At 61.5% G+C, this 25440-nt stretch carries 24 protein-coding genes; 14 read left to right on the top strand and 10 right to left on the bottom strand.

Going from position 1 to position 25440, the window contains the following annotated elements; translation table 11 throughout:
• Positions 1-242 precede the first annotated feature (242 nt).
• From rsxA to ACL0K2_RS18610, 8 genes are all read left to right on the top strand, one after another.
• Positions 243-827 carry an electron transport complex subunit RsxA gene (rsxA, locus tag ACL0K2_RS18645; protein WP_045161000.1) on the top strand — a complete coding sequence of 195 codons (585 nt, stop codon included), beginning with the start codon at positions 243-245 and terminating at the stop codon, positions 825-827.
• Entirely contained in the window at positions 824-1399 is a 576-nt protein-coding gene (gene rsxB, locus ACL0K2_RS18640) for an electron transport complex subunit RsxB (protein ID WP_045160999.1), read from the top strand. Before rsxA ends, rsxB begins: the two co-directional genes overlap by 4 nt.
• A complete protein-coding gene (gene rsxC, locus ACL0K2_RS18635; RefSeq protein WP_413043193.1) occupies positions 1396-3903 on the top strand; it encodes an electron transport complex subunit RsxC in 2508 nt (835 codons plus the stop codon). The genes rsxB and rsxC overlap by 4 nt, the downstream gene beginning before the upstream one ends.
• A gap of 55 nt (positions 3904-3958) precedes the next feature.
• A complete protein-coding gene (locus ACL0K2_RS18630) occupies positions 3959-4987 on the top strand; it encodes an RnfABCDGE type electron transport complex subunit D (protein ID WP_045160997.1) in 1029 nt (342 codons plus the stop codon).
• A gap of 1 nt (position 4988) precedes the next feature.
• Positions 4989-5759: an electron transport complex subunit RsxG gene (gene rsxG / locus ACL0K2_RS18625; protein ID WP_045160996.1), complete on the top strand. Its 771-nt coding sequence runs from the start codon at positions 4989-4991 to the stop codon at positions 5757-5759.
• Positions 5756-6469: an electron transport complex subunit E gene (locus tag ACL0K2_RS18620; protein WP_045160995.1), complete on the top strand. Its 714-nt coding sequence runs from the start codon at positions 5756-5758 to the stop codon at positions 6467-6469. Before rsxG ends, ACL0K2_RS18620 begins: the two co-directional genes overlap by 4 nt.
• A gap of 19 nt (positions 6470-6488) precedes the next feature.
• A complete protein-coding gene (gene nth, locus ACL0K2_RS18615; RefSeq protein ID WP_045160994.1) occupies positions 6489-7127 on the top strand; it encodes an endonuclease III in 639 nt (212 codons plus the stop codon).
• Positions 7128-7236: 109 nt separating this feature from the next.
• Complete coding sequence (locus tag ACL0K2_RS18610) at positions 7237-7416, top strand: PA3496 family putative envelope integrity protein (protein ID WP_045160993.1); 180 nt, start codon at positions 7237-7239, stop codon at positions 7414-7416.
• Positions 7417-7461: 45 nt separating this feature from the next.
• Here ACL0K2_RS18610 and gloA read toward each other — a convergent pair whose 3' ends face one another.
• The 3 genes from gloA to ACL0K2_RS18595 all read right to left on the bottom strand — a co-directional run bounded on the left by gloA (position 7462) and on the right by ACL0K2_RS18595 (position 10139).
• The gene (gloA, locus tag ACL0K2_RS18605) at positions 7462-7854 is read right to left on the bottom strand and encodes a lactoylglutathione lyase (protein ID WP_045160992.1); all 393 of its coding nucleotides are present in this window, start codon (positions 7852-7854) and stop codon (positions 7462-7464) included.
• Positions 7855-7941: 87 nt separating this feature from the next.
• Positions 7942-9159, bottom strand: a complete 1218-nt coding sequence (locus ACL0K2_RS18600; protein WP_045160991.1) for an argininosuccinate synthase — start codon at positions 9157-9159, stop codon at positions 7942-7944.
• An 86-nt stretch (positions 9160-9245) separates the two neighbouring features.
• On the bottom strand, positions 9246-10139 hold the full coding sequence (locus ACL0K2_RS18595) for a flagellar protein MotY (protein WP_045160990.1): 894 nt from the start codon (positions 10137-10139) through the stop codon (positions 9246-9248).
• 362 nt (positions 10140-10501) lie between these two features.
• On the opposite strand from ACL0K2_RS18595, the gene ACL0K2_RS18590 reads away from it, so the two are divergent.
• The 6 genes from ACL0K2_RS18590 to rnt all read left to right on the top strand — a co-directional run bounded on the left by ACL0K2_RS18590 (position 10502) and on the right by rnt (position 15872).
• Positions 10502-11116: a paraquat-inducible protein A gene (locus ACL0K2_RS18590; protein WP_080890557.1), complete on the top strand. Its 615-nt coding sequence runs from the start codon at positions 10502-10504 to the stop codon at positions 11114-11116.
• Positions 11113-11730: a paraquat-inducible protein A gene (locus ACL0K2_RS18585; protein WP_045160989.1), complete on the top strand. Its 618-nt coding sequence runs from the start codon at positions 11113-11115 to the stop codon at positions 11728-11730. The genes ACL0K2_RS18590 and ACL0K2_RS18585 overlap by 4 nt, the downstream gene beginning before the upstream one ends.
• Positions 11720-13396, top strand: coding sequence for an intermembrane transport protein PqiB (locus ACL0K2_RS18580; RefSeq protein ID WP_413043192.1), 1677 nt, complete (start codon positions 11720-11722; stop codon positions 13394-13396). The genes ACL0K2_RS18585 and ACL0K2_RS18580 overlap by 11 nt, the downstream gene beginning before the upstream one ends.
• Positions 13393-14007 (top strand): membrane integrity-associated transporter subunit PqiC, encoded by a 615-nt coding sequence (locus ACL0K2_RS18575; protein ID WP_045160987.1) that lies wholly within the window; start codon positions 13393-13395, stop codon positions 14005-14007. The genes ACL0K2_RS18580 and ACL0K2_RS18575 overlap by 4 nt, the downstream gene beginning before the upstream one ends.
• Before the next feature lie 150 nt (positions 14008-14157).
• Positions 14158-15201, top strand: a complete 1044-nt coding sequence (gene pyrC, locus ACL0K2_RS18570) for a dihydroorotase (protein ID WP_045160986.1) — start codon at positions 14158-14160, stop codon at positions 15199-15201.
• Entirely contained in the window at positions 15198-15872 is a 675-nt protein-coding gene (gene rnt, locus ACL0K2_RS18565) for a ribonuclease T (RefSeq protein ID WP_045160985.1), read from the top strand. The genes pyrC and rnt overlap by 4 nt, the downstream gene beginning before the upstream one ends.
• 106 nt (positions 15873-15978) lie before the next feature.
• Here the strand turns inward: rnt and ACL0K2_RS18560 are convergent, their stop codons facing one another.
• The 7 genes from ACL0K2_RS18560 to ACL0K2_RS18530 all read right to left on the bottom strand — a co-directional run bounded on the left by ACL0K2_RS18560 (position 15979) and on the right by ACL0K2_RS18530 (position 25283).
• Positions 15979-18978 (bottom strand): FAD-binding and (Fe-S)-binding domain-containing protein, encoded by a 3000-nt coding sequence (locus ACL0K2_RS18560; protein ID WP_413043191.1) that lies wholly within the window; start codon positions 18976-18978, stop codon positions 15979-15981.
• A 35-nt stretch (positions 18979-19013) separates the two neighbouring features.
• Positions 19014-20222, bottom strand: a complete 1209-nt coding sequence (locus ACL0K2_RS18555; protein WP_045160983.1) for a pyridoxal-phosphate-dependent aminotransferase family protein — start codon at positions 20220-20222, stop codon at positions 19014-19016.
• A gap of 69 nt (positions 20223-20291) precedes the next feature.
• Positions 20292-21479: a CaiB/BaiF CoA transferase family protein gene (locus tag ACL0K2_RS18550; protein WP_239610815.1), complete on the bottom strand. Its 1188-nt coding sequence runs from the start codon at positions 21477-21479 to the stop codon at positions 20292-20294.
• Positions 21480-21511: 32 nt separating this feature from the next.
• A complete protein-coding gene (locus tag ACL0K2_RS18545; RefSeq protein ID WP_045160981.1) occupies positions 21512-22306 on the bottom strand; it encodes an enoyl-CoA hydratase/isomerase family protein in 795 nt (264 codons plus the stop codon).
• Positions 22307-22358: 52 nt separating this feature from the next.
• Complete coding sequence (locus tag ACL0K2_RS18540) at positions 22359-23645, bottom strand: TRAP transporter large permease (RefSeq protein WP_045160980.1); 1287 nt, start codon at positions 23643-23645, stop codon at positions 22359-22361.
• Positions 23646-23694: 49 nt separating this feature from the next.
• Positions 23695-24228, bottom strand: coding sequence for a TRAP transporter small permease (locus tag ACL0K2_RS18535; protein WP_045160979.1), 534 nt, complete (start codon positions 24226-24228; stop codon positions 23695-23697).
• A gap of 77 nt (positions 24229-24305) precedes the next feature.
• Complete coding sequence (locus ACL0K2_RS18530; protein WP_045160978.1) at positions 24306-25283, bottom strand: TRAP transporter substrate-binding protein; 978 nt, start codon at positions 25281-25283, stop codon at positions 24306-24308.
• Positions 25284-25440: the final 157 nt, after the last annotated feature.

The following is a 25440-nucleotide window of genomic DNA, read 5'->3' as shown; positions in this document are numbered from 1 at the left end:
CGAATATTCATTGAACACCTCCAGCAGCCGCTCCATCTGAAAGCTGCGACCTCACCCTATCAGACCACAGCAAATGGCAGGCTGATATCCGAGCGGACGGCTGGTGCATTTCCATATGTGTCACCGAGCCGCAGCATGAGCAGAAGCCGCTGACCGTCGCGGCCTTGTATGGCTACCACCGGTTCCCCGATAATGGCGGCCTTTTAGCCTCGGCTCATGCAGAGCGCCACAGGAACCCCGCGATGACCGAACTCGCCCTGATCATGGTTAGCGCCATCCTGGTCAACAATTTCGTGCTGGTGCAGTTCCTCGGTCTGTGCCCGTTTATGGGTGTTTCGAAGAAAATCGAAACCGCCATCGGCCTCTCGCTGGCTACGACCTTCGTCCTGACCCTGGCAGCAATGTGCAGCTACATCATTCAGCAGTACGTGTTGAAACCGCTGGACCTCGAATTCTTACGCACCATCAGTTTTATCCTGGTGATCGCCGTCGTAGTGCAGTTCACCGAAATGGTGGTGAACAAGACTAGTCCACTGCTGTACCGAGTTCTGGGGATTTTCCTGCCGTTGATCACCACCAACTGCATCGTGCTCGGTGTCGCCCTGCTCAACGCCAACAAAACCGAGTTCACCTTCATTACCGCCACGGCTAACGGTTTTGCCGCCGGTCTGGGCTTCTCGCTGGTATTGGTGCTGTTTGCCGCCATGCGTGAGCGCATCGCCATTGCCGACGTTCCAAGGTCTTTCCAGGGCGCTGCCATCGGCATGATCACCGCCGGATTGATGTCGCTGGCGTTCATGGGCTTCAGTGGGTTGATCAAGCTATGAGTCTGGTTGTGATTGCCGTTCTCTCGCTCCTGGCGCTGTGTCTGGTGTGCGGCGCGATCCTCGGTTTTGCCGCGGTGCGTTTTCGCGTGGAAGGCGACCCGATCGCCGAACAGATCAATGCGCTACTGCCACAGACGCAGTGCGGCCAATGCGGCTACCCAGGCTGCAAACCCTACGCCGAGGCGATTGCCGGCGGCGACAAAATCAACAAGTGCCCGCCGGGCGGCGAATCGACCATCCAGGCCCTGGCCGATCTGCTCGATGTCGAGCCAGAACCGCTGGACGCCGTCGAGGGTGAAGTCCCGCCCCGCGTCGCCTATATCCGCGAAGCCGAGTGCATCGGCTGCACAAAGTGCATCCAGGCCTGCCCGGTCGACGCCATTGTCGGCGCGGCGAAGCAGATGCACACGGTCATCGTTTCCGAGTGCACCGGCTGCGATCTGTGCGTTGAGCCCTGTCCCGTGGACTGTATCGACATGATCGAAGTTGGCAGCAACCTGCAGAGCTGGAAGTGGGATCAACCGCTGATGCCGGGCCAACTGATCGCCAGTGACCGGGGGCAGGCCGCATGACTTCGCTGAACGTCTGGGATATCCATGGCGGCATTCACCCGCCGGAGCGTAAAGACCTGTCCAACCGGACGCCGATCCAGCAAGCGCCGCTGCCCACTCGATTGGTGGTGCCGCTTGCCCAGCATCTTGGCGCACCGGCCGAGCCTTGCGTCATTCTGGGCGAACGAGTGCTCAAGGGACAGAAAATTGCCGAGGCCACGGGCTTCGTCAGCGCGCCGGTACATGCACCCACCTCAGGCACCATCAGCTTCATCGGCCCTCAGCCCTACCCGCACGTGTCGGGCATGCCCAGCGCTGCCATCGTCATCGACAGTGACGGGCAGGACGAGTGGATCGAACTGGAGCCGAAAACGGCCTACCAGGCCATGCAACCTCGCGACCTGCTGGAGCTGATTCGACAGGCAGGCATCAGCGGCCTCGGTGGCGCGGGCTTTCCCACTGGCGTCAAGCTGACAACCCCTCCCGGTCAGCAGATCCGCACGCTGATCATCAACGGGACCGAATGCGAGCCCTATATCACCGCCGACGACCTGCTGATGCGCGAGAAAGCCGCGCAACTGGTCGCTGGCATCGAGATCCTTGCGCACCTGATCCGGCCGGAGCAGGTACTGATCGGCATTGAAGACAACAAGCCCGAAGCCATCGAAGCCGTGCGCACGGCGGTCGGTGAGCGCAACTATGTCGTAAAGGTGTTTCCGACCAAATACCCCTCCGGTGGCGAGAAGCAGTTAATTCAGATTCTGACTGGCGAAGAGGTCCCCAGCGGCGGCCTGCCGGCGGACATCGGCATGCTTTGCCAGAACGTCGGGACCTGTGTGGCCGTTCATGATGCGGTGCTGCTGGGCAAGCCACTCATTTCGCGTATCACCACGCTGACCGGTGAGGCGCTGGCACGGCCGATGAACGTCGAGGTGTTGATCGGAACACCGGTCGCGGAGCTGCTGGCCTTCGCAGGTCTCGAACAGAACAGGCTCAACCGTTTGATCATGGGTGGGCCGATGATGGGCTTCACCCTGCCCTCGATGGATGTCCCGCTGATCAAGACCACCAACTGTCTGCTTGCCAGTACATTGGAGGAGTTGCCGCCCCCGCCTCCGGCGCTGCCGTGCATTCGCTGCGGCGAGTGTGCGGAGGCTTGCCCAGCCAGCCTGTTGCCGCAACAGCTGCATTTCTTCGCGCTGGGCCAGGAGCATGAACAGCTCAAGGCGTATAACCTGTTCGACTGCATTGAGTGCGGCGCCTGCGCCTATGTCTGCCCGTCGAGCATCCCGCTGGTGCAGTACTACCGCGCCGCCAAGGGCGAAATTCGCACACTGGAGCAGAAACAGCAAAAGGCCGAGCATTCCAAACAGCGCTTCGAACTGCGCCAGGACCGCTTACGACGCGCCGAAGAGCAGAAGGAAGCCGACCGCAAGGCACGCGCTGAGCGGGCCGCCCGAGCCAAGGCCGCTCAGGCCGACGCCAGCGCGACCGCCAGTCAAGACGATCCAGTGGCCCGCGTTCAGGCGACCAAAGCCGGGCTGTCCGATGAGCAGAAGAAGCTCAAAATCGAAGCGAGCATGGCCCAGGTTGCTCTGAAGAAGGCCGAGAAGCAGTTCGCCGCTCACGCAACGCCGGAGCTTGAATCCCAGGTCACCGAATTGCGCCAGGCCGCAGCTGCCGCGCAAAAGGCACTGGACGACGCAATCGCCACCGCCGCGCCGTTACCGGTAGCGCCACCTGCCGATGAGGCCGCAAAAAAAGCCAAGATCGAAGCAGCCATGCTCCGCGCGCAGATTCGCAAGCTGGAGAAACTCGAAACGCTGGACACAGACCAACAAAGCGAACTGAGCAAGCTTCAGAGCCAACTGGCCACGGCCGAGCAGGCCATTGCCGCCGCGCAGCAGAGCGCACCTGCCGCCGCCCCGGCCAAACCGGCCGACGACGAGGCGCTGAAGAAGGCCAAGATCGAAGCGGCCATGCTGCGGGCACAGATTCGCAAGCTGGAAAAACTCGAAACGCTGGATACGGACCAGCAGGCGGAACTGAGCAAACTCCAGGGCCAACTGACCGACGCCGAACGGACGCTCGCCTCCGCGCAGCAGAGCGCAGGTGTTGCCGCCCCGGCCAAGCCTGCTGGCGACGAGGCCCTGAAGAAAGCCAAGATCGAACTGGCGATGAAGCGAGCCGAGCTGAAAAAGGCCGAAAAGCAAGGCACCGAAGAGGCCGAACTGAGCAAGCTCCGTGATGGCTTGGCCAGCGCCGAGCAAGCGCTGCATGACGCCGAAGAAAATTCAGGAAAGCCCGCACCAGAATTGGTTCGTACCGAAAAACGTCCGGTGGACGAGCAGGCTCGCGCGCTAAAGACCGACGTTGCCTTCGCCCGTGCCGACCTACGTAAGCTGGAGCGTGACGAGGCCAGCGAAGCCAGCGCAATCGAGGCCGCCAAGCTTCGGCTGAGCGAAGCGGAACGCAAGCTGCAGGAATACACCGATTCTATAGGAGTGGACACGCCCCTGGCGTGACCATCCTGGGTGGCGCGACATCAACCGCCCTAATCAGCATTCGACCGGAGAGCCAATGGCCCTGCCCCGCATCACTTCACCGCACACCAAGGGTAACAACCGCACCCAACGGGTCATGTTGCTGGTGCTGGCCGCCACGCTGCCCGGCGCAATTGTACTGACCTGGCTGTATGGCGCCGGCACATTGATCAACCTGGTCTGGGCCAGCGCCGTCGCGCTTGGTTGTGAGGCGCTGATCCTCAAGCTTCGGCAACGCCCGGTGCCATTCTTCCTGCGCGACGGTAGCGCGCTGGTCACCGCCGTGCTGCTGGCTCTGGCGCTCCCCCCCTATTCGCCCTGGTGGCTGACCCTGATTGCCACGGGTAGCGCCATCGCTTTTGGCAAACAGCTCTACGGCGGACTGGGGCAGAATCCTTTCAACCCGGCGATGATTGGCTACGTAGTGGTGCTGGTTTCCTTCCCCGTGGAAATGACCACCTGGCCAGTGCCGCACAGCGTCGGCCTGGGTGCCGGACTACAGCAGATCCTCGGCATCGCTTCGCTACCCGATGGCTGGTCCCAGGCCACTGCCCTCGACGTGCTCAAGGTCAACAAGAGCCTGACGGTCGAGGAACTCTGGGCGAACCCGGCCTTCGGCCATTTCGGCGGAATCGGTTCGGAAGTGGTCAATCTGGCATTCCTGGCTGGCGGCCTGTTCCTTCTGCACAAGCGCCTGTTCAGCTGGCATGCGCCGGTGGGCATGCTCGCCGCGCTCACGCTGATGAGCCTGCTGTTCTGGAACGGTTCGGGCTCCGACAGCCACGGCTCGCCGCTGTTTCATCTGCTCAGCGGCGCCACCATGCTTGGCGCATTCTTCATCGTGACGGATCCGGTGAGCGGCGCCACCAGCAATCAAGGCAGGCTGATCTTCGGTGCCGGGGTAGGCATTCTGGTCTATGTCATCCGCGCCTGGGGCGGTTATCCGGATGCCGTGGCATTCGCCGTGCTGCTGATGAACCTGGCCGCCCCCACCATCGACTATTACACCCGCCCGCGCACCTACGGCCACCGCAAGGCCGAGCGCGGTTTCAAGGTGGGCGAATGATATGATTGTTCCTGAACTCAGCCGCTCAATGTTCAAGAACAGCCTGGTTCTGGGCCTGTTCGCCGTGGTGACGGTAGGTGCCGTGACCTTGCTGCAGCAATTCACTGCCGAGCGCATCCAGGCGTCCGAACGTGCCGCGCAGCTAAGTGCCTTGAACGAAATTCTGCCCCGCGACAGCTACGATAACCAGCTGCTCGACAGCAGCATCGAGGTGCACGATCCACTGCTCGGCACCCGCAAGCCGCTGGCGGCCTATATCGCCCGCAAGGACGGCAAGCCCAGTGCGGTGATTCTCCAAGCCATCGCGCCTGATGGCTACAGCGGTGCGATACAGCTGCTCGTCGGCGTACGCGCGGATGGACGAGTGGCCGGCGTACGGGTGGTCGGTCATCGCGAAACACCCGGCCTAGGCGACAAGATCGAACTGGCCAAGAGTTCCTGGATCCGCAGCTTCGACGGCCGTTCACTGACCGACCCAGACGAGTCCGGTTGGGCCGTGAAGAAGGACCGTGGCGCGTTCGACCAGTTCGCCGGCGCTACCATCACGCCGCGCGCAGTGGTCGGCGCAGTGCATCGGGCCTTGCAGTACTTCGACGCGCACAAGGCCGAGCTGCTCAATGCCAGCGGTAACCCAATTACACCGGAGCAGGCCTTGGAGGACATGGCAGAACCCGCCGATGTCACCACCCATTCGCGCGCCGGCGCCGCCGCAACCCGTGACGCGTTGCCGACCGAGAGTCCGCAGCCCGAACAGAAGGGCCAGACACCATGAGCAATCCCAGCTATCGCGAACTGAGCATCAACGGCCTGTGGAAAAACAACCCCGCGCTAGTCCAACTGCTAGGCCTCTGTCCATTGCTCGGGGTGAGCAATTCAGTGGTCAATGCCCTGGGGCTGGGCCTTGCCACCGCACTCGTACTGATCTGCTCGAACATCGGCGTGTCGCTGGTGCGCGGTGTGGTCAACACAGCCGTTCGCCTGCCGGCGTTCGTGATGATCATCGCGGCGCTGACGACTTGCATCGAGCTACTGATGCAGGCCTACACCTACGAGCTGTATCAGATTCTCGGTATCTTTATCCCGCTGATCACCACCAATTGCGTGATCCTTGGCCGCGCCGATGGTTTCGCGGCCAAACACAATCCACTCATCGCAGCCTTCGATGGGCTCGTCATGGGTCTGGGTTTCGCCCTGGTGCTGGTGGTGCTGGGTGGCTTGCGCGAACTGTTCGGGACGGGCGCGTTATTCGCCAACATGCATCTGCTGTTCGGCCCGATCGCCGCCGACTGGCAGCTCACCCTTTTCAGTGACTACAAGGGCTTTCTACTGGCGATCCTGCCGCCCGGCGCGTTCATCGTGCTCGGCCTGCTGATCGCTCTGAAGAACCGCATCGACCTGCAACTGGCCGAGCGGGCCAAGGCCCAGCAGCCGGCAGAACCAGTACAGAGCCGTCGCGTTCGCGTCACAGGGGCGATCGAATGAAGACCGTAGGCTTTGCCCGATGAATGCCACGAAACGCCGGGAAATCTTTCGTCGCTTCCACGAAGACAACCCCGAGCCGAAAACCGAGTTGGCCTACAGCACGCCCTTCGAACTGCTGATCGCAGTGATCCTGTCGGCTCAAGCCACGGACGTCGGCGTCAACAAGGCAACGGCCAAGCTCTACCCTGTTGCCAATACACCGGAAGCCATATACGCGCTGGGTTACGACGGTCTGTGTAGCTATATCAAGACCATCGGCCTGTATCCGAGCAAGGCGAAGAACGTGCTCGAGACCTGTCGCATCCTCATCGAGAAACATGGCAGCCAGGTGCCGGACAATCGCGAGGACCTCGAAGCCCTGCCTGGCGTAGGCCGCAAGACGGCTAATGTCGTGCTCAACACCGCCTTTCGCCAGTTCACCATGGCAGTGGACACACATATCTTCCGCGTCGCCAACCGCACCAACATCGCCCCAGGTAAGAACGTGCTGGAGGTCGAGCGCCGGTTGGTCAAGTTCGTCCCGAAAGAGTATCTGCTCGATGCCCATCACTGGCTTATCCTGCACGGGCGCTACGTCTGCAAGGCCCGCAAGCCGCAATGTGGCAGTTGCCGCATCGAAGATCTTTGCGAGTACAAGCATAAGACCTCGGACGATTGATCAGTCAGGTAGAAAAGCTATCGCCTGATTGAAAAAATCTTTTTTACGGCCTTCTCTTTTGCCGCTATAAGGTGCGCCAACAGCGCGCCTTAGCCGTGGAGTAAGCCAAGTGTCCGAGAAAGAAGAGATCCAGATTGAAGATGACTTCGTCGCTGATGACGAAGACGATACTGCAGAGGCTCCGGTCGAAGTGGCCAAGACCAACCTGACCAAGCGCCGGATTATCGACAACCTGCTTGAAGAGCGCCGTCTGCAGAAGCAACTCAATGACTTCGACTTCGATCTCTGAAGTGAAAAAGCCCCGCGATTCGGGGCTTTTCTTTTGCCGGCCAGATCAATCGCGGCGCGATGGGGACAACAGTTCGACCTTATAGCCGTCCGGGTCCTCGATAAACGCGAGGATGCTGCTGCCGTGCAGCATCGGTCCAGGTTCGCGGGTGACCTTGCCGCCGCGGCTGCGGATATCCTCGCAAGCCTTGTAGACGTCTTCCACTTCCAACGCGATATGGCCGTAACCATTGCCTAGATCGTACTGGTCGACGCCCCAGTTATGGGTCAGCTCCAGCACACTGTTATGCGCTTCATCGCCGTAGCCGACGAAAGCGAGCGTGAACTTCCCTTCTGGGTAATCCTTGCGGCGTAGCAGTGTCATGCCCAGCACTTCGGTGTAGAAGGCGATGGATCGCTCCATGTCACCGACTCGCAGCATGGTATGCAGCAGTCTCATGGTCTTGTCTCCTCAGCAAGGCGTCTAAAGGTGCAGAAAGCATAACCCCGGCTCGTGGCCGGGGTCATGGTCAGGCATGGGCAGTCGTTAGAACTGCGTCCGGCCCTTGTTCGCAGCGATGCGCATGCGCAGCGCGTTGAGCTTGATAAAGCCACCGGCATCGGCCTGGTCATAGGCGCCAGCGTCGTCCTCGAAGGTGGCGATGTTGGCGTCGAACAGCGAATCGTCCGATTTGCGGCCGGTGACGATGACGTTGCCCTTATAGAGCTTCAGACGCACCACACCGTTCACATTGATCTGGGAGGCGTCGATCATCTGCTGCAGCATGCTGCGCTCCGGGCTCCACCAGTAGCCGTTGTAGATCAGGCTGGCGTACTTGGGCATCAGCTCGTCTTTCAGGTGAGCGACTTCACGGTCGAGGGTGATCGACTCGATAGCGCGGTGCCCCTTGAGCATGATGGTGCCACCGGGAGTCTCGTAACAGCCACGCGACTTCATGCCGACGTAGCGGTTCTCGACGATGTCCAGGCGCCCGATGCCGTTCTCGCCACCGACCTTGTTCAGGTAGGTCAGTACCTCGGCCGGGGTCATGTCCTTGCCGTCGATAGCGACGATGTCGCCCTTGCGATAGGTCAGCTCGATATAGGTCGGGGTGTCCGGCGCGGTTTCCGGGGAGCGGGTCCAGCGCCACATGTCTTCTTCGTGCTCGGTCCAGGTGTCTTCCAGCACGCCACCTTCATAGGAGATGTGCAGCAGGTTGGCATCCATGGAGTACGGTGACTTCTTCTTGCCGTGGCGCTCGATCGGAATCTCGTGCGTGGCGGCGTAGTCCATCAGCTTCTCGCGCGAGAGCAGATCCCATTCACGCCAGGGTGCAATGACCTTGACACCCGGTTTGAGCGCGTAGGCGCCCAGCTCGAAGCGCACCTGATCGTTACCCTTGCCGGTGGCACCATGGGAGATGGCATCGGCGCCGGTTTCGTTGGCGATCTCGATCAGACGCTTGGCGATCAGTGGGCGGGCAATGGACGTACCCAGCAGGTACTCGCCTTCGTAAACGGTGTTGGCGCGGAACATCGGGAAGACGAAATCGCGAACGAATTCTTCGCGCAGGTCGTCGATGTAGATTTCCTCGACACCCATGGCCTTGGCCTTGGCACGCGCTGGCTCGACTTCCTCGCCCTGGCCGAGGTCAGCGGTAAAGGTCACCACTTCGCAGTTATAGGTGTCTTGCAGCCACTTGAGGATCACCGAGGTGTCCAGGCCACCGGAATACGCCAGGACTACCTTCTTTACGTCGGCCATTGCCATCCACTCCCGGGATTGTAAGGAAAGCGGGGATTCTACTGGTCGCGACGTTTGTTTTACAGGGGCGTGAGCGTCGCTCGGCATCAGGACGACGGAGCGTTGCCTTCGGCAGCGGCTGTGGTGGTCGCAGGACCACGCTCCAAGCGCAGGGTCACCCGCCGGTTCTTGGCTCGGTTAGCCGCGCTGCTATTGGAAACCAACGGATAGCGCTCACCATGAAAACGTAGCGTGATCTGTTCCTTTGGCACACCATTGGCGATCAGATATTCCTCGACCGCCAACGCCCGGCGACGGGACAGGTCGCGGTTGGTCAGGCGATTACCGCTGTTGTCAGAGTGACCGTCGAGCTGGACTCGATTGACGCTCGGATCGGCCTTGAGAAACTGCAGGATGATGTCGAGCTTGGCCTGCCCCAAGGCATCGAGCGCGACGTCACCGGTGGGAAACCCGACCTGCGAATGGCGGATCTGTTCGAAATTGACCGGCAACAGCTTCGCCGTACAGGCGCGGAAATCCTCGTAGGCCTTGCCGAAACGTGCGGGCAGCAACCGCACCTCCAGCGCTTCACCGCCCTGCCGTGTGTAGTGACGCACCACTGGACTCCGCCCTTCGAGCAGCCCGCTGAGCAGACGGCCGGCCTGTAGCTGCGAACTGTTGAATGGGATTTCGCCACCCGCTACAGCAACAACGCCCAGATTGATATCGCTCCGTTCTGGCTGCCAGGGGGCAGCGGCCGCGAGCAGCGTCGCCGAGCCGTTGCCCAACCAGCGCTCAGGTGACTGCAAACGGAACGTTGGTTGCTCTCCCGCTCGCCGCACGAATTCCCCTGCGCCGAAACCGGCCACCGGCTGCGTCAGACGGCACTCGAACTGATCGCCTTCCACCTGCCACTGCGCCCGCTCCAGACGTGTCTGGAACGTGAGAGCATCGGCCGGTTGGGCCAGCAGGCAGGCAAGAATTAGAAGGCGCAAGCGCACGATGGGCTCCAGGAGCGAAAGTAGTGTCTTAGTCTCTTGGGTATCGGTCGTACTCACGGAAACTTGAAGTAGACGAGGCGAAGCCTGCGTTTGGCGCTGGCGATAGAACCAACGTTCGGTGACACTATTCCCGCCAGCGCTTAGGAAGTGTTGCTGACCAAATCAGGCAAACTCCATTGGCTGGAGCAACGGCGCAGCCAGCAGCCGCGCCATGATACCGAGCCGCAAACGAGCGTCTGGGCAAAGCCTGCGTGTCGTTTTCTGTCGATTCTTCCCATCGAGTGGATGCCTTGAAGCAAGACAGCCTGCCACCCCGACAAACAGCCGAATCGCCCGACCCGCTTCCGGTGTCACATCTGGACATCCTGGGCGGAACGCCGCTGATCATCTGCGAGCACTGCGATTCGGTGTATCAGCGCCCTGCATTGGCGCGCCGCCAGACGGCCCACTGCGTGCGCTGTGGCGCACTGCTGGAGCGGGCCAGATTCCTGAACGCCGATCAGTTGCTGGCGCTGACATTGGCTGCCGCCATCCTGTTTCTATTCGCCAACACGTTTCCCATCATGCAGATAGGCCTGCAGGGCCTCAGCAACGAGGCGACGTTATGGGGGACCGTCGAGGCATTGGCGCAAGGGCGGATCACGCCCATCGCGCTGGTCGCTGGCCTGAGCATCATCTTCGCGCCGGCTTTGCAGATCATTCTGCTGACCTGGGTCCTGGTGTATGCGCGCAGCGGCCAAATCGCGCCGGGTTTTAGCGCCTGCATGCGGGCGCTGGAACATCTTCGCCCCTGGAGCATGCTCGAAGTGTGTTTGCTCGGCATTCTGGTCGCCATCATCAAGCTCGGCGACATGGCCGACGTGCATCCGGGGATCGGACTCTGGGCCACGGCCGTCCTGACCATTCTGATCCTGCTGATCGCGGGCCGCGATGTGCGCGACGGTCTGTGGGACGAACTGGGCGTACCGGGACGATGATACGGCCGCCCTACGCTTGTGAGCTGGGCCTGCAGCTTTGCCACGACTGCGGCCTGGCATGTCGCCTGGAAGATCTCGAGTGTCCGCGCTGCGAGGCCCCGCTGCATCGGCGCAAACCGAATAGCCTGGCGCGCACCTGGGCATTGCTCATTGCAGCATTGGTTCTGTATGTCCCGGCCAACATGCTGCCGGTGATGTACACCGACATGTTCGGCAGCGGCAGCGAAAACACCATTCTCAGCGGCGTGGTGGAATTCTGGAAAGACGGCTCGTGGGATATAGCCCTGCTGATTTTCATCGCCAGCGTCGGGGTGCCTTGCATGAAATTCTTCGTCCTCGGCATGTTGTTGATCAGCACCCAACGCCGTAGCCGCTGGGCCATGCGCGAACGCGCACGGCTGTACCGTTTCATCGAAACCATCGGCTACTGGTCGATGCTGGACGTGCTGGTGGTCGCGCTGGTGGCGGCATTGGTGCAGTTCCGCGCCCTGGGCACCATCGAGCCGCGCCTGGGTATTCTGTTCTTCGGGCTGGTCGTGGTGCTGACGATGATGGCCTCGATGAGCTTCGATCCGCGATTGATCTGGGACGCAGAGAAAAACGATGTCAGATAACCCTCACTCTCCTGAATTATCAGCCGGCTCCCCCGAGATCAGGCACCGGCGTGTCCGTGTCTCGCTGGTCTGGCTGGTTCCCATCGTCGCCGCGCTGGTGGGATTTTCCATGGTCATGCAGAACTGGCTTTCAGCCGGACCGCAGATAAGCGTGAGTTTCGAGACGGCGGAAGGGCTCGAGGCCAACAAGACACAGGTCAAGTACAAGAACGTGGTCATAGGTCAGGTCACCGCGATCGCGCTCAGTGAGGATCAAACCCGCGTCATCGCCACCGTGCAGCTGGATCAGAACGCCGAGCCATTCACCCGCGAAGACACCAAGTTCTGGGTCGTGCGTCCGCGCATCGGGGCCAGCGGCGTGTCCGGCGTCGATACCCTGCTTTCCGGCGCCTTCATCGGGGCCGATGCCGGTCGCGCGGAAGAAACCCGGCGCGAATTCATCGGCCTGGAAGCCCCGCCGCCGGTGACCTTCGGCGCTAAAGGCAAGCAGTTCACGCTGCACACCGATGACCTGGGTTCGCTCGGCATCGGCTCGCCGCTGTATTACCGTCGCATTCAGGTCGGCCAAGTGATCTCGTTCAAGCTTGCCGACGACGGCAAGGGCGTTCAGGTTCAGGTCTTCGTCAATGCCCCCTACGATCAGTTCGTCACCGACGACACCCGCTTCTGGAATGCCAGCGGCGTCGACGTGTCCATCGCTGCGGATGGCCTTCGAGTCAATACCGAGTCACTGTCGGCCATACTCGCCGGCGGCATCGCTTTTCGCGCGCCCAACTACAGCCCGGACGCGAAGCCAGCCACGCAAGACAGCGAGTTCTCGCTGTTTGCCAATGTTCGCCAGGCGATGGCACCCGCTGACGGTCAGCCGCGCTACATTCAGATGCGTTTCGGTCAGCCCCTACGCGGCCTGAAAGTCGATGCGCCGGTGGAGTTTCTCGGCGTGCCGGTCGGTCGCGTGGTATCGGTCAAGCTCGACTACGACGAAAAGAGCAAAACCTTTCCCGTAGTAGTCGGTGCGGTGATCTTCCCCAATCGCTTGGGCGCTGCGCACGACAAGCTGACCAAGACCCTGGGCGGCAATACCGAAGAGCACACCGCTCGTCTCATGCAGATATTCGTCGAGCGCGGGCTGAGGGCGCAGGCACGAACAGGCAATCTGCTTACCGGCCAGCTGTACATCTCGCTGGACTTCGACCAGCGGGCGCCGAAGGTCGCCTTCGACCAGAATGCCCGCCCAATGGTCATTCCCACCATCGCCGGCAGCTTCGACAAGCTGCAGGAACAACTGCAGGCCATGGTCGACAAACTCAGCAAGCTGCCCATCGAGTCCCTGGCCGATAACCTGAATGGCAGTCTCGGTGAGTTGCGACAGACCCTGAAGCAGGTCAACGGTGATGTCCTTCCCCAGCTCCAGCGAACATTGGAGCGATCGGAACAAACCCTGCAGAACGCCAACCAAACGCTGGCCGAGGGTTCGCCGCAGCGTCAGCAACTGGGCGACACGCTCGAAGAAGTCCAGCGTGCGGTACGCTCCGTACGGGCACTTTCCGACTATCTCGGACGCCACCCGGAATCGCTGATCCGCGGTCGCAGCAGTGACGAAACACCGGCCAACTACAAGGGCCAAGCCACTTCCCGCGAACTGAATTCGGAGCACCAGCCATGACCCCGCGTCCCTCTCTCCTCATGCTCGTCGGCGCATTGATCCTGGGCGCCTGCAGCTCGGTGCCGACGCGCTACCACACGCTCATTGCCACCCAGCCGCAGACGACCGGCACCGTCGAGCCGGTCGCGTTCCAGTTGCAGGTGCTGCCCGTGCGAATTCCCGTGCAAGTCGACCAGCCGAGCCTGGTGGTGCGCGAAAGCGATGGCCGCCTAGCGATTCTCGAGAACGCGCTCTGGGCCTCGCCGCCTGCCGATGAGTTCCATGATGCATTGGCGATCGAGCTGGAACACCGCCTCGGCGTACGCGACCTGGCGGGTCTGCCGGGACGGGCGGGAGCACCGGTGATGAGCCTGCGTACCGATGTTCGTCGTTTCGACTCGCTGCCCGGCGTGCATGCCGCACTGGACGTTGTATGGAGTCTGGAGCTGAGCGAACGCGGCGGGAGCAGCCGGACACTGACCTGCGCCAGCGTGATCCACCAGCAGGCGGGCGTCGAGCTGGACAGCCTTGTGCTGGCCCACCAGCGCGCCATCGCCGGGCTGGCCGACAGCATTGCCCGGACGGCTCGGCATTGGGCAACGAATCCCAATGGCGATTGCCCGCGGCCCTGATGCCGGCCATGCGCCCACCATTGCGGTTCTTCGCGGCGCCCTGGCAACTTCACTGTTCCGCCCGATCGGCGCTTATCGTTTCAGGGGCTGAAGCGAGCCACCGAATTTTCCGGTAGCATTTGCGCACGTTTTACCCGCCTGGAACCCTGCATGTCTGACCGACTGACACTACTGCGCCCCGACGATTGGCACATTCATCTGCGCGACGGCGCAGCGTTGCCGCACACCGTGGCGGACGCCGCACACCAGTTCGCGCGCGCGATCATCATGCCGAACCTGGTTCCGCCGGTTCGCAATGCCGCGGAAGCGCAGACCTACCGCCAGCGGATCCTAGCCGCCCGCCCAGCCGGAAGCGTATTCGAGCCGCTGATGGTGCTCTATCTCACCGATGGCACGCAGCCCGACGACATCCGCGCCGCCAAGGCCAGCGGCTTCGTTTATGCGGCCAAGCTTTACCCCGCCGGCGCGACCACCAATTCGGCGTCGGGCGTAACCCGCATCGACAACATCTTCCCGGTGCTGGAGACCATGGCCGAAGTCGGCCTGCCGCTGCTGGTGCATGGCGAGGTCACGCGCTCCGAGATCGACATCTTCGATCGTGAGAAATATTTCATCGACGAACAGCTGAGTCGGATTACCGAGCGTTTCCCCAGCCTCAAGGTGGTGTTCGAACACATCACCACCCGCGACGCGGTGCAGTTCGTCGAGGCGGCCAGCGCCAATGTCGGCGCGACGATCACCGCCCACCATCTGCTCTACAATCGCAACCACATGTTGGTCGGCGGCATCCGTCCGCACTTCTTCTGTCTGCCGATCCTCAAGCGCAACATCCATCAGGAAGCCCTGCTCGACGCGGCCACCAGCGGCAATCCGAAGTTCTTCCTCGGTACCGACTCAGCCCCCCATGCCCAGCATGCCAAGGAAAATGCCTGCGGCTGTGCCGGCTGCTACACCGCCTTTGCGGCGATCGAGCTGTATGCCGAGGCGTTCGAGCAACGCCAGGCGCTGGACAAGCTGGAGGCCTTCGCCAGCCATTTCGGTGCGGACTTCTATGGCCTGCCGCGCAACACCGAGCAGATCACCCTGGTCCGTGAATCCTGGAGCGTGCCGGCCAACCTGCCATTCGGCGAGCACAACGTGGTGCCCCTGCGCGCCGGCGAAACCCTGCAGTGGCGGTTGGAGACAAGCGCATGAGTGACGAGCAGTTCGACGACGAACTCGAAGGCAATGTCCCTGGCAAGCCGCGCTCGCCCATGGCAAGGCGCTTTCGTGGCTTCCTTCCGGTTGTGGTGGACGTCGAGTGCGGCGGCTTCAATTGCGCCACCGATGCGCTGCTGGAAATCGCCGCGGTGACCATCGGCATGGATGAGCAGGGCCTGCTCTACCCACAGGAAACGCTGTTTTTCCGGGTAGAGCCCTTCGCTGGGGCCAACATCGAGGCCGCAGCGCTGGAATTCACCGGCATCAAGCTGGACCATCCGCTACGGATGGCGGTTCCTGAATCTCAGGCGCTGAACGAAATCATCCGCAGTGTACGCAAGGCGGTGAAGTCAGCCGGCTGCAAGCGCGCCATTCTGGTTGGTCACAACAGCAGCTTCGATCTGGGCTTCCTCAACGCGGCCATTGCGCGCTGCGACATCAAGCGCAACCCGTTCCACCCGTTTTCCAGCTTCGACACCGCCACCCTCGCCGGCCTCGCCTATGGCCAGACCGTGCTGGCCAAGGCCTGTCAGGCGGCTGGAATCGATTTCGATGGACGGGAAGCTCACTCGGCTCGCTACGACACCGAAAAGACCGCCGAGCTGTTCTGCGGCATCGTCAATCGCTGGAGAGAAATGGGCGGCTGGGAAGAGTTCGACGAGTGAAGCGGACACTACCCCTGCTCGCCCAGCCGGGCATTGGCCGGCCCTCGCGCTAAATCCAGGGCGATCCGGCGTTGATATCGCGCGGGAGATCGCCCGCGTTGATACATCACGCCAACGCCCGCTCCAGCACCCTAGCCACATGCAAGGCTTCACGCTGGGCCCCGTCATGAATCTGGTGACGACAGCTGGTCCCGTCGGCCACTATCAGATCCTCCGCTTGCGCCTTGCGCACCGCCGGCAACAACGCTAGTTCGGCCATCTGCACCGAAGCATCGTAGTGCTCGCGCTCGTAGCCGAAACTACCGGCCATCCCGCAGCAGGAGGTTTCGACGGTTCTAACCTCCAGATCCGGTATCCAGCGCAACACCTGCTCCACCGGCCGTAGCGCATCGAACGCCTTCTGATGGCAATGACCGTGCAGCAGCGCGCGCGATGCGTCCAGCCTCTTGAGTTGGAGCTGCAGATTACCGGCCGCCTGCTCCCTGACTAGAAACTCCTCGAACAGGAAGGATGCCTTGGACAGCATCTTGGCCTGCTCGCCGTAACCGTAGCGGAGGAATTCGTCGCGCATGGTCAACAGGCACGAAGGTTCAAGCCCGACGATGCTCACGCCACGTTCGACGAACGGCAGCAAATAGTCGAGCGTGCGCCGGGCCTCCGCCTTTGCTTTGCCGATCTGCCCCGACGCCAGGTAGGTGCGTCCGCAGCACAACGGCCGCTCTCGTGGCGCCTGGTTGAAGTGGACCCGATAGCCAGCCGCCTCGAGGACACGACAGGCGGCCCGCGCGTTCTCCGGTTCCATGTAGTTGTTGAAGGTATCAACGAATAGCAGGGCCTCCCGCGTATGCGTCGAACGGCTTGTCGGAGCGGTCGCCAGGAAGTTGCCCGCGAAGCGTGGCAGCGCACGCTGGCCAGCCAATCCCAAGGAGCGCTTGAGCCATTGCGACAGCAGCGGCATGCGCTCGACGATGTCCGTCAGGCCAGCCAAATGCCTGGCGTACGGTGCATAGCGCGGCATTTGCGCCACCAGGCGCTCACGCAGCGGCATCGGATGGGCTTTCGCCCAGGCTGCGCGGGCTTCGATTTTCATCTTCGCCATGTCGACGCCCGTCGGGCATTCACGCTTGCAGCCCTTGCAGGAGACACACAGATCGAGCGCAGCCTTGACGTCCTCGCTGGCCAACCCATCGGGACCCAGTTGGCCGGATAGCGCCAATCGCAATGTGTTGGCACGGCCGCGGGTCAGATGCTGCTCATCGCGTGTCGCTCGGTAGCTGGGGCACATTGTGCCCGCATCGAACTTGCGGCAATGACCGTTGTTATTGCACATCTCCACGGCGCCGATCAGCCCACCGGTCGGATCGGCGCCGCTGCCGGGCGCACTCTGCTCGCCGGTAAGTGGATCGCGCAACACATTCCAGTCCGACCAGTCGAGCACCGGCGTCACCGGAATCGGCTGATAGGTTTTGGGGAAACGGAAGTAGCTGTGATCGTCCATGCGCGGGGTATCGACGATCTTGCCCGGGTTCAACAGGTTGTCCGGATCGAACAGCTGCTTAACCTCTTTGAACGCGGCATTGAGCTGCGGGCCGAACTGCCATGCCACCCACTCCCCGCGGCACAAGCCGTCCCCATGCTCGCCGGAAAAGGCCCCCTTGTAGGCACGCACCAGCGCCGATGCTTCTTCGGCGATGGCGCGCATCTTTTGCGCACCGTCGCGGCGCATGTCGAGAATCGGTCGCACGTGCAAGGTGCCAACACTGGCGTGGGCGTACCAGGTGCCCTCGGTGCCATGTTTGTGGAACACCTCGGTGAGCTTGGCGGTGTATTCAGCCAGGTGCTCCAGCGGCACGGCACAGTCTTCGATGAAGGACACCGGCTTGCCGTCTCCCTTCATGCTCATCATGATGTTCAGGCCGGCCTTACGTACGTTCCACAGGGCTGTCTGCTCCACCGCTTCGGTCATTTTGACCACGCTGCCGGGCAGACCGAGGTCAGCCATCAGCTCGCTCAGTCGGCCGAGCTGTTCCTGCAGACCGGCGACCTCCTCGCCCGCGAATTCAACCAGCAACAATGCCTCCGGCTGGCCGATCAATGCCTTCTCGATCACCGGCTTGAAGGACGGGTTTTCCATCGACAGGTCGATCATCGTGCGATCGACCAGCTCGACCGCTGTTGGGTCGAGCGTCACGATGTGCTGGGTCAGGTCCATGGCCTGATAGAAGGTCGGGAAGTTCACCACGGCCAGTACTTTGTGCTGGGGTAGCGGCACCAGTTTGAGCTTGATCCGCCGGGTGATCGCGAGCGTACCTTCTGAGCCGATCAGCAAATGGGCCAGGTTGACCTGCCCATTCGAATCGTAAGGAAGCGGGTTTTGGCAGTCGAACAGATCAAGGTTGTACCCGCCCACGCGGCGCAGCACCTTCGGGTAATACTCTCGAATATTGCTCTGCTCGCGCTCGGCGATTTGCTGCACCTCGCGGGCGATCTGGCGTACCCGATCGCCCTGCGCCAGCTCATGGAGCAGACCGAAGCGCGCCTCGCTGCCATCCGCCAGCAACGCATCGATGCCTAGAACGTTGTGCACCATGTTGCCGTAGCGAATGGAGCGCGAGCCGCAGGAGTTGTTGCCGGCCATGCCGCCCAGGGTGCATTGGGCCGAGGTCGACACGTCCACCGGAAACCACAAACCATGTGGCTTGAGCCAGCGATTCAGGTCGTCGAGCACGACCCCTGGCTCTACCACCACGGTCAGGGCATCCGCATCGAATTCGACGATCTGGTTCAGCCAACGGCTGGTATCGACCACCAGGGCATCACCCACCGTCTGCCCGCACTGACTGGTGCCGCCACCGCGCGCCAGCAGCGGCACCTTGGCATCTCGGGCGATATCCAATGCGACCAGCAAATCATGCTGATGGCGCGGAATCACCACGCCGACCGGCGTAATCTGGTAGATCGAAGCGTCCGTCGCGTAGCGACCACGTGACGCCGGATCGAACAGTACGTCGCCGGCGATCTCGCGCCGCAAGCGCTCAGCCAAGGCCGACGAGCGCTCCGATGACACCTTGCTCGCCGTTATTCTGGGTTCGGTAAACGAAGTCATCACGACCTCCCATGTCTGCCATCAAAGGGGAAATGTCAGTGCGACTCGTCTAGCGGGTTCGCTGCGAAGTAGTCCAGTGCGGCGAGCACCCCGCTGCCCGTGAGCGACACGCCGGACATCTTCAGGCCAGCCTCGCAACCACCGAGCGTGGCGATCAGGGTGAGGTCGTTGCAGTCACCGAGATGACCGATGCGGAACATCTTGCCCTTCGCCTTACCCAGCCCGGTCCCTAGCGAAAGGTCGAAACGGCGATAGATCAGGCTGCGCACCTCGTCGGCATCCACCCCCTCCGGCATCACCACACCGGTCAGCACCGGCGAATAGACGCTTGGCTCCTGACACTGCACCTCCAGGCCCCAGGTCTCGACGGCCTTGCGAACCCCGGCCGCCCAGCGCTGATGCCGCGCAAAGACATGATCGAGGCCCTCTCCCAGCAACATGTCGAGCGCTTCGTTCAGCCCGTACAGCAAATTGGTGTTGGGCGTGTAGGGCCAATAGCCGCTGCGGTTGAGCTCGAGTATTTCGTCCCAGGCCCAGAAGCTTTTCGGCAATTTCGCGCTGCGGCTGGCTGCGATCGCTTTTTCCGAGACCGCGTTGAAGCTGATACCCGGGGGCAGCATCAAGCCCTTCTGCGAACCGGAAATGGTCACGTCCACGCCCCAGGCGTCGTGCTGATAATCAGCGCAGGCCAGGCCGGAAATGGTATCGACCAGCAGCAGTGCCGGATGCTTGGCCGCATCGATGGCGCGGCGCACCGCCGCGATATCGCTGGTCACACCGGTGGACGTCTCGTTGTGCACCACGCAGACGGCCTTGATCGTGTTGCCGCTGTCTTCCTTCAAGCGCCGCTCGATCATTTCCGCCTGCACGCCACGGCGCCAGCCTTCATAACCCGGCAACCCGATGAATTCAGGCTCGAGCCCCAACCGTCGCGCCATTTTTTCCCATAGGGTGGCAAAGTGGCCGGTTTCGAACATCAGTACCCGGTCACCTGCCGACAGCGTATTGACCAGCGCCGCCTCCCACGCGCCGGTACCGGACGCGGGGTAGATCACCACTGGCTGCTGGGTCTTGAACACTTGCCGAACCTTGCTCAGCAGTTCGCGACCCAGGGCGCCGAATTCAGGACCACGGTGATCGATGGTCGGCAAGCTCATGGCGCGCAAAATACGATCCGGTACTGGAGAAGGCCCCGGGATCTGTAGGAAATGGCGACCGGACGGGTGGAAATCGAGCTTCAGCATGACGGTTCTCCAGGACGCTTGATCTTGTATTTTGAGTTTTGAATTCAATACCACATAGAACTAAACAGTTCAGCGGATGCAGCCCTCACTACGTAGCCGGCTGATGTCTTCGCCGGTCATACCGATTTCATGCAGTACCTCGTCGGTGTGCTCGGCAAACAGCGGAGCAGGTCGGCGAATCCGTGAAGGCGTGCGGGAAAACTTCGCGGGAAAGCCAATGGTTTTCATATTGCCGATCACAGGGTGGCTGACCTCCTGAACCATGCCGCGCTCCAGGTAGTGTTCGTCGTGCATGGCCTGCGCGAAATCATTGATCGGCCCTGCCGGCACCCCTGCCGTCTCGCACAGGCCGAGCCAATGCGCCATGGACTGCTGGGACAGGATCGCTTCGAGGATCTCTTCGAGCGCCTCGACGTTGCGCGCGCGGTCGCTGTTGGTGACGAAGCGCTCGTCGCCAAGCAGGTCCTCGCGCGCAATCACGTCGCGACACAGGCGTTCCCAGGTCCGCTGATTGGCGCAGCCAAGCATCAGGTAGCCGTCTCGAGCCTTGACTGCCTGATAAGGCGCGGAGATGCGATGACGCGATCCCGTGGGCTGCGGCACGGTACCCTCGGCGAAGTAGGCGGCCGCTTCCCAGGCGAACCAAGGCAGCCCGCATTCGGTAATAGCGATGTCAATGTGCTGTCCTTCACCGGTGCCCTGCTTGTGAATATAAGCAGCAAGAATCGAATAGATAGCGGTGAGGCCAGCGCCGATGTCATAAACCGCAATGCCGGTTTTCAAGGGGCGCTTGCCAGGCTCGCCAGTCATAGACATCAGGCCGCTCATTCCTTGCGCTACAAGATCGAACCCGCCTTTGTTGCGGGAGGGACCGGTCTGGCCATAGCCTGAAATCGAGCAATAGATGATCCCGGGATTCAGGGCACGGATCGTCTCGTAATCGATTTGAAGCGACTGCGTCACTCCCGGCCGGTAGTTCTCGACGATGACGTCCGCATCCAAGGCCAGCCGATAGAAAACGTCCCGGGCCCGCTCGTCCTTGAGATTCAGCGAGATGCTTTTCTTGTTCCGGTTGATCTGAAAAAAGCAGGTGGACTCGCCGTTGACGTAGGGCCCCATTTGTCGGCTGTCGTCACCACCATTGGCTTTCTCGACCTTGATGACCTCGGCTCCGAGGTCACCCAGCACCATGGTGCAGTAAGGGCCCGCCATGATTTGCGAGATATCCAGGATTTTCACGTTGCTCAGCGGAAGCATGCTTGGTTCTCCAACACGGGGATCGGCAAAAGCTACTCACCGGTCCATTCGAACGGGGTCTTGCTGACGAATTTGTCGACCGCAGCCTTGAAGTCACGGCTGCCGTAACAGGCGCGTATCCAGTCATCGCTGGCGTCCGCCGGCGTACGCCGGTGCGCCAGTACTCGGTTGATGGTCTCCTTGGTCGCCTGCACGGTCAGCGGTGCGCGACCGGCAAACGCCTGCGCTTTGCGAGCAACCTCCGCGCTGATAACGTCGGGCTCGAATACAGCGCTGACCAGTCCGGCCGTTAACGCCTCTGGTGCTTCGATAAGTTCGGCCGCCATCAGCACCTCCTTCGTGCGAGGTACGCCGAGCAGATCCATGAGACGTGATACGTTGGTCACCGAGAGGCAGTTGCCCAGGGTCTCGGCGATCGGAACACCAAACTTCAGCGACGGTGTGCAATATCGAAAATCGCAGGCCAGCGCGATGGCCGCGCCGCCGCCGACACAGAAGCCTTCGAGCAAGGCAATGGTCGGCTTGCGCAGGTTCTCCAGCCCCGCGATTACGCTATCGATGCGGCGCTCGTAATTCACGCCCGCCTCGCCGCCTTCGAACTCAGCGAATTGCTTGATATCGGTGCCGGCCACGAACGCCTTCCCACCGCAGCCATGAAACACCACGGCGACGACGTTCGAGTCCGCCTCCAACTCCCGACACAAGCGCTCCAGCGCGTCGTACATTTGCCAGGTCATCGCGTTACGGCTCTCCGGCCGGTTGAAGCCGACCCAGGCGACGCCTTGGTCGACACGACAGTCGACTTGTCCTTGAGACACGTCACTCATCTTTGTCTCCTCCTGCCCGCCGCCTGCTTGGCAGTGGGGCATCAAATAGCGGTCAGGCGCCGTAGATCAGGTTCACCAGCGCCAAGGCAAACGCAGGCACATAGGTATTGATCAGCAGGATCACGAAGAGCACACCGAGGAACCACAGGTTGGTCCGGGAGGTGGCCCAGATATCGGACTTTGCGATCGAGCAGGACGCGATCAGCACGCTGGCAACCGGTGGTGTCTGTTGCCCGATCGCCAGGTTGAGCGTGACGATCAGCCCGAAGTGGATCGGGTCGATGCCGACAGCCAGCACCAGCGGCAGCACGATAGGGACGACCAGAATGATCGCCGCCGCTGAGTGCAGAAAAACACCGAGAATCAGAAAGATGATGTTGAGTAGCGCCAGAATCACATACTTGTTGCTGGTCCACTCGCTGATGGAACTGGCCAACTGCTGTGGCAGTTGCGTTTCGGTCAGGTAGAGTCCCACCACCGCGGAGCTCGCTACCAGCAACATGACCACCGCGGTTTGCACGCCGGCGTCCAGGCACGCCTTGTAAAAGGTGCGCAGCGTGAACTCGCGATAGACGAAGGCGCTGATGAAGATCGCCACCACCACCGCCAGCGCAGCTCCTTCGGTGGCCGTGACGATCCCGCCAAAGATGCCTCCGAGGATGATCACCGGAATCGACAGCGCCCAGATCGCTCCTTTGAACGCTTCCCACAACCGCTTGGTCTGGAACGCTCCCTCGGACGGAAAGTCGTTCTTCCTAGCCAGGTAGTAGCACATGCCTGCCAACCCCATCGCACCAAGCAATCCAGGGAAGATGCCGGCAACGAACATCTTCACTACCGACTCTCCCGACATTACGGCGTAGAGAATCATCGGAATCGACGGCGGCAGAATGATCGCGAGACTGGCGGCCGAGGACGACAACGCGGCGGAGAATTCCTTTGAATAGCCCTTGCTGGTCATCGCCGGGATCATGATGCTGCCGATAGCCGATACGCCCGCGACCGCCGAGCCGGAAATCTCCGCGAAGAAGATCGAGGCACCGATGGTCACCATCGACAAGCCGCCCTTGATGAAGCCGAGCATCGCCGAGGCCAGGTCGATCAGGCGCCGCGAGATGCTCGAGGCGTTCATGATCGCGCCGGCCAGGATGAACAGAGGAATGGCGATCAGCGGGAAGCTGGTCGTGCCGTCGAACATCACCATGCCGATATTCGGAAGGGCCAGTGCGCCGTAGCTGGAGAAGATCGCCACCGCACCGACGATGCCCAGCGAAATGGCGACCGGGACATTGATCAGGATGAGCAGTATCAACCCTGCGAACATGTAAAAGATGGTCATCGTTATTCTCCCGAGCGCCGCAGCAGGCACTCGCTCTGGATTGTCCCGGTCATGCCTTCGCGGGCCTGACCCCCGCTTCTTCCAGCTCGTGATCGACGAAACCATCGCCTTTCGCGCTTTCGATCACCTCAGGCAGGCGCAGGATCTCGGCAATGATGAAAAGCACCGAGCCAATGGGCAGCACCGATTGCGTCAGTTGCAGCGAAACGTGCGTGAGGCTGACCAGTGAAGACCCCTCCAGGATGAGCACCACCTGCGTGCCGGTGTAGGCCAGCAGCACGAAGAACCCGATGGTGATCGCCTCGGCGAGCAGAGCGATCGGCACGCGCAGCTTCGGCGGGAAGTAATTGACCACGGTGGGGCAACCGATGTGGGCGCCCTTGGCCGCCGCCAGGGCGGCACCGTAGTAGGTGAGCCAGGCAAGGCCGACCGATGCCACCTCGTCGTACCAGCTGAACGGCGAGCCAGCCAGTCGCGACGCAAAGCCAACCGTAACGACCAACGTCAATGCGATCACATTGGCAACCACGATGATTTCCAAAAACTTGGAAAAGCCCTTTCTGAAAGCGGTGAAAAACCCCATCGGCTCTCTCCGGTCGGCCTGTAGCACCGCAGCGCTCAGGCGTTAGTCAGGATGCGATCTCTGCGACAGGCAGGTGGCTACATCTGGCGAAGCTGTTCGACCTCGTCGAGCATTGCCTGGCCACCTTCGACCTCTTCGGCGAACTTCGCGTAGATATCCTTGGAGCCGTCGATGAAGGCCTGCTGGTCCACCTCGTTCACCTCCATGCCTGCCTCCTTCATTTTCTTGACGAGGCTTTCATCCAGCGCTGCGCCCTGCTCCAGCGCGAAAGCTTCGGCTTCCAGCGCCGCCTCGCTCAGAACCTTCCTGACGTCCTCAGGAAAGCGCTGCCAACTGGCGCCCGCGAGAACGAAAGCCGGGGTGTAGACATGGTTGGACAGGGAGAGGTACTTCTGGACTTCGTGAAAGCGCTGGGAATAGATCTGCACCAGAGGGTTTTCCTGACCATCCATGGCGCCGGTCTGCAGCGCCACGAAGGCTTCGGAGAGCGCCATCGGAGCCGGGTTGGCGCCGTAGCTCTTGAACATTTCGACCCGCCATATCCCGTTGGGCGTACGCAACTTCAAGCCTTTCAGATCGGCCGGTACGACGATCGGCCGGGAGTTGTTGGTGATCTGCCGAACTCCGTTTTCCCATACGCCGATGATCCGGTAACCCTTGCCTTCGGCGGCCTTGTACATCACGTCGCGAACCAGCTCGTCGCGAACGCGCTGCATGTGCTCGCGATCGGTGATCAGGTAAGGCATTTCGAACAAGGAAAACTCCGGCGCCACGCTGCTCATCACCGTCGAGGGCAAAGCCAGATCGAGCGAACCCAGTTTGAGCTTGTTGAGCATCTGCGAGTCGCTACCCAACTGGCTGGAGCCATAGGTCACCACCTTGGCTTTACCCTTGAGCTTCTCATTAACGGTCTCGGCGAATTTATTGGCGGTGATTTCGAACAGGGAACCCGGCCCACCCACGTGGCCGAATTTGATCTGTAGTTCGGCCGCCTGCACTGCAGAGGTGGCGAGACCTAACAGGGATGCGATCAAGGCTGTCTTCAAGACTTTCATGCTGACCTCCACTCTTGTTTTTATTGAGGCGTACCGCAAAACCTTCTTTCACAATCGGGCTGACCCATTGCTCCAACGACAGCGCCGGCAGCGGCGGGAACCGGCTAACGGGACGTGAACAACAAAAATGAATTCATTATTCATAACCCGATCCAGA

It is taken from the genome of Pseudomonas sp. YJ42 (genome assembly GCF_047225135.1).
Classification (GTDB): domain Bacteria; phylum Pseudomonadota; class Gammaproteobacteria; order Pseudomonadales; family Pseudomonadaceae; genus Stutzerimonas; species Stutzerimonas stutzeri_E.
The sequence above is the reverse complement of the archived record's forward strand: the minus strand, read 5'-3'. Positions and strand labels throughout refer to the sequence as shown.